4 protein-coding genes are annotated in these 3,753 nt (G+C 66.5%); all 4 read right to left on the reverse strand.

Annotation, left to right across the window (positions count from 1 at the left end):
- Nucleotides 1–471: 471 nt before the first annotated feature.
- Entirely contained in the window at nt 472–780 is a 309-nt protein-coding gene (locus ACYQ1K_RS27685) for a LexA family transcriptional regulator (protein ID WP_459986849.1), read from the reverse strand.
- A 527-nt stretch (nt 781–1,307) separates the two neighbouring features.
- A complete protein-coding gene (locus ACYQ1K_RS27690; RefSeq protein WP_459986850.1) occupies nt 1,308–1,829 on the reverse strand; it encodes a hypothetical protein in 522 nt (173 codons plus the stop codon).
- Nucleotides 1,829–2,545 (reverse strand): ParA family protein, encoded by a 717-nt coding sequence (locus ACYQ1K_RS27695; RefSeq protein WP_459986851.1) that lies wholly within the window; start codon nt 2,543–2,545, stop codon nt 1,829–1,831. Before ACYQ1K_RS27695 ends, ACYQ1K_RS27690 begins: the two co-directional genes overlap by 1 nt.
- Nucleotides 2,546–3,573: 1,028 nt before the next feature.
- The coding region (locus ACYQ1K_RS27700) for a hypothetical protein (protein ID WP_459986852.1) at nt 3,574–3,753 on the reverse strand (180 nt) is incomplete at its 5' end.

Consider the following 3,753-nt stretch of genomic DNA (forward strand, 5'->3'; position numbering starts at 1 on the left):
GCCCTCGGGCGGTCTCGGCGGACCAGTCACTCTTCCGAGACCGTTCCCCGTTGGGTGGGGTCTGGACGTGACAAGAGGCCCGAACTGCCAGTCACAACGGCTCGGACCTCTACGTCGGGATCCATACTACCGCGTCGGCGGTTCGCCACATAGCTTCCGATACGGAACCTGCTCGGCCTCACGCTCGTCAGGCCGGCGGTCCAGTCCCCCGTGGGCGACGGGAAGGTGCGCGGTTCCTTGGTCGAGGTGAGGCGCCCAATGGTGCATGAGCGTCGATCATCTTCTCGAAGCCGAACCCGGTCAATTGTGGCGACAACGTGGCCACAATCTCTTGGTCCCAGCCTGCCCTGCCCTTTGCGCAGAACCTCCACGTCTCAGATTGTCGTGACAGCGTCACGACAATCTGGGTGCCGCCCGGTCCCGTTCGAGCACCTCGGAGTCGATCAGCGCACCGTCCGAACACTCCAAGGCCTAACCGGTGGACGGCGGCGTCCAGTCAGGGGTGACTGTGAGTGAGCGGGGTTCCTTGGTCGAGGCCAGCGCGCCACGACGGTGCAGTGCGTCGACCATCGCTGATGCGAGCGAGCTCTTGACGCCGAGCGCTGCCGCTAGTTCGCGCCAGGTCGGCCCCTCCCCCGTCTCAGCCCACACCCGAGCGACCTCGGCACGCGCGGCCACGGCGTGCTCGTCGGCCAACTTGGTGGCCTGGTCGCGAACGCGTACAGCCCGAGCCCGCCGTACCTCGCGTCGGCGCTTCGCCTCGGCGTAGATCTCGCGCACATGCGGCACCTCGGGAGCACCCTTCGCCGCGTTCAGGACAGAAACCGCCGCCTTCCACCGCGGTAGGCCGGGCTTCCCGGCATGGGTTGCGAACCGGCGATGCTGCTCGAGGACCTCCGCCGTGACGGACGCGTTGTACCCGGCGGCCGCGAGCAGTTCCTCTACCCGTTCGTCGGTGGCCTTCGGTCGCGTCGGGCGGGCTGATGCTCGCCGATCGCTACTTGGCCGGGTATCAGCGGCGGTCGCCGTGACGTCGTGCTCCTCGGCTGGCTCGGCTCCGGCCCTCGCGTGTGGGCTCTGGTGTGGCGTTGTGGTCCGCCGGCCTGCGGCTGCATGGCCGCACGACTCGCACACCGCATAGGGCCACTCCCCCGCTTCGCTGCCGTGTTCGTTGCGCCACTCGACCCAGGTTCGTGTCGAGCCGCACAACGTGCACGGACGGCCCAGCACCTGCCGCGGCTGTGGCAGGTGTCGCCGCGGCCTCGCAAGGTTCTGGCCGACGTAAGTAGACATCCTCAGGCCCTTCCTCAGACGCCGAGCGACCTACGCAGCTCGTCCTCCGTGAACCCACCCAACTCGTCGGTCTGGTTCATCAGCAAGTCGATCGCCACCCGGACCAGCGTGTTCTCGGTGATCCGCTCGCCCCGGCCGCGCCGCTGCTTGTTCAAGCGCCGCGACAGGTTCGTCAACGAATCGAGTTGGTCAAAGCGCATCCGAACGTCCTTGCGCTCGAGCTGCAGATACCTCGGCAACTCGGCTGCGTCGACCAGGTCGTCCTCGACAGTCGCCGGCGCGGCCTTCTTCGCTACGGGCGCCTTCTTCCGCGATGACGAGGACTTCTTCGCCCTGCTGGCCGCGACGGTGGCCGCCGTGGCCACTTCTTGAACCGGATCCGGGGCGGCTGCGACTGCCTCATGCGCGGCGGCCTCGACGGCCGGCGGGGTGACCACACTTAGGTGCGTGTCCGCCGGCCCCTCCCCCGGCTTCGTCTCCTGGTCGTCATTGACGGACGGAATCAGGTTGGCCAGTCCGCCCTTCACGCGCGCCATCAGTTCACCGCCCGCATCGCCACCGAGGCTTGCTCGGAGCCCTGATTCGCCCACAGCGAGTTCAGCTCCAGCGCGAGATTCGTGTAGTCCGCAGTGGCCGCCTTGGAGACCTTGTCGCCGCCGTACTGGGTGGCGACCTTGCCCTCCACCGGCGCGTCGGCGTGCATCTTGTACCGCTTGATGTACGACGTGAAGTGCTTCAGACCTGCCTGCTTCAGGAAGCTGACGGTGTCGTAGTAGGCGGCCGACTGCGTCTTCCCACCGGTCTCCGCGCCGCTGATGACCCCGTCGCGCATATCCGCCTTGTTGACCAGGACCCGGTAGTCCACGCCAGCGGGCTCGACGAGCTGCCGGATGGTCTTCACCAGCGGCGGCACGGCCAGTGCCCCACCAGCCTCGGTCGGAAGGATCACGAAGTCCGCCTCCCGCAGGACCGTCTCCAGAACATCCCTCGCAGTCAGGTTGCCAGGCGTGTCCACGAGCACGATGTCGTACGGCAACTGCCTCAACTGGGCCAGGTTGTGAGGGTTGGTGTCGTCGGCCACATCGAACGGCAATGCGTCGCCAGCTTGGTCTGCCCAGAACGACGCCGACCCTTGCGGGTCGACGTCAACAACGAGGATGCGTGCGTGCTCACTGAGCACAGCAGCGAGATTCATCACGGTCGTCGACTTGCCGGTACCGCCCTTTTCGTGGGCGACAACCACAATCCGCATCGCGATCTCCTTAAGAACGAGGGGGAAGTGCGTAAGTTCGAACGCTTGGATGTTCCGAAGTTCGGAACTTCCGCAGTGCCGGACACCGCGGGTGTGGCAGTTCGGTAGTGCGAGGCTACGGAACTGCCGGGCTCCCCACCGTGAGGACACGCCGACAACCTCGCAAGTTCCCAAGTGCCGGACCACGAAACTGCGGAACCACGTAGGCCCGACAGTCACGTAGTGCGGAGCGTACGGACTACCGAACCCCCGCAGGCCCGGACTCCGGGACAGCCGTTCTACCGGAGTCCGCAACTCCCGGGGTGCCGACCTACGAACCTTCGGCAGCGCGTGACTACGGAACTACGGAAGTCCGGCACGGTGGAAGCGCGGGACTGCGTGAGTTTGACGCTTCGTCGAGACCAAACGGGGGCAAACCTCGGAGGGTCGGAAGTGCCGGGCTGCCGCAGTCCGCTACTGCGCCAGTACGCCAGTACGCAACTGCGCGAGTGCCGGACCGCGTAACCTACGCGCTACCGATCTACGCATCTCCCGAACTACCGAAGTCCGTAAGTGCCGAACGCGAGGACGTCGAGCGGCCGCCGATCACCGCTCCCAGCCAAGCGCCCGCTGCGACTCTGGCCTCGTGAGGCGTGGTTCCGTCCACCGAGGCCCTCCGAGGCCGCGAGAGCGGCGTTCTGAGGCTCCTGGGATGGGTGTTTGACCGGAGCCAAGGAGCCCGTGAATCACAGCGAGGTGATCTGTGTCAGAAGCCGATCGAGCCCAGGCGCCGGGGAGTGATGCCCCGTGGGGCTGAGTCGGTCCGGGTATCGGCTTCGGACTGGCGGAGTGCACCGTCTGGAGGAGGTCGAGAAATCCACGGGGGAGTCGGAATCGGTCGGGCGCCGGCGTCGCCTCATCCGATCCTGGAGACAAACCAGCGCCTGCTCGGTGTGCTTCGCGACCCCGCAAATAGTGTGTTGGTGCATCATCTCTACCCGGGGACCGACGGAACGAAGCACACGCGGATCAAGCGGAACGCCTTGCGTTCACAGACCAAGCGGAATGTCCACGCACGCCGTCGGCGTCTGGTCGCGGAGATGGACCGCGGCCCCGAGCTGGCTGGCGTGACGGAGGTCGACGTTCCATCCGACGAGTGCGGAGGGATGCGAGGCGGCTACCTGACGTCCGTTCGCGCGAGGCAGACCGAACTTCACGCGGCCCTTGAT

It is taken from the genome of Nocardioides sp. AN3 (genome assembly GCF_054653495.1).

Excerpts from the sequence above, each read along its gene's own strand:
- ACYQ1K_RS27690 (WP_459986850.1), bottom strand. The coding sequence starts at position 1,829 with ATGGCGCGCGTGAAGGGCGGACTGGCCAACCTGATTCCGTCCGTCAAT.
- ACYQ1K_RS27695 (WP_459986851.1), bottom strand. The coding sequence starts at position 2,545 with ATGCGGATTGTGGTTGTCGCCCACGAAAAGGGCGGTACCGGCAAGTCG.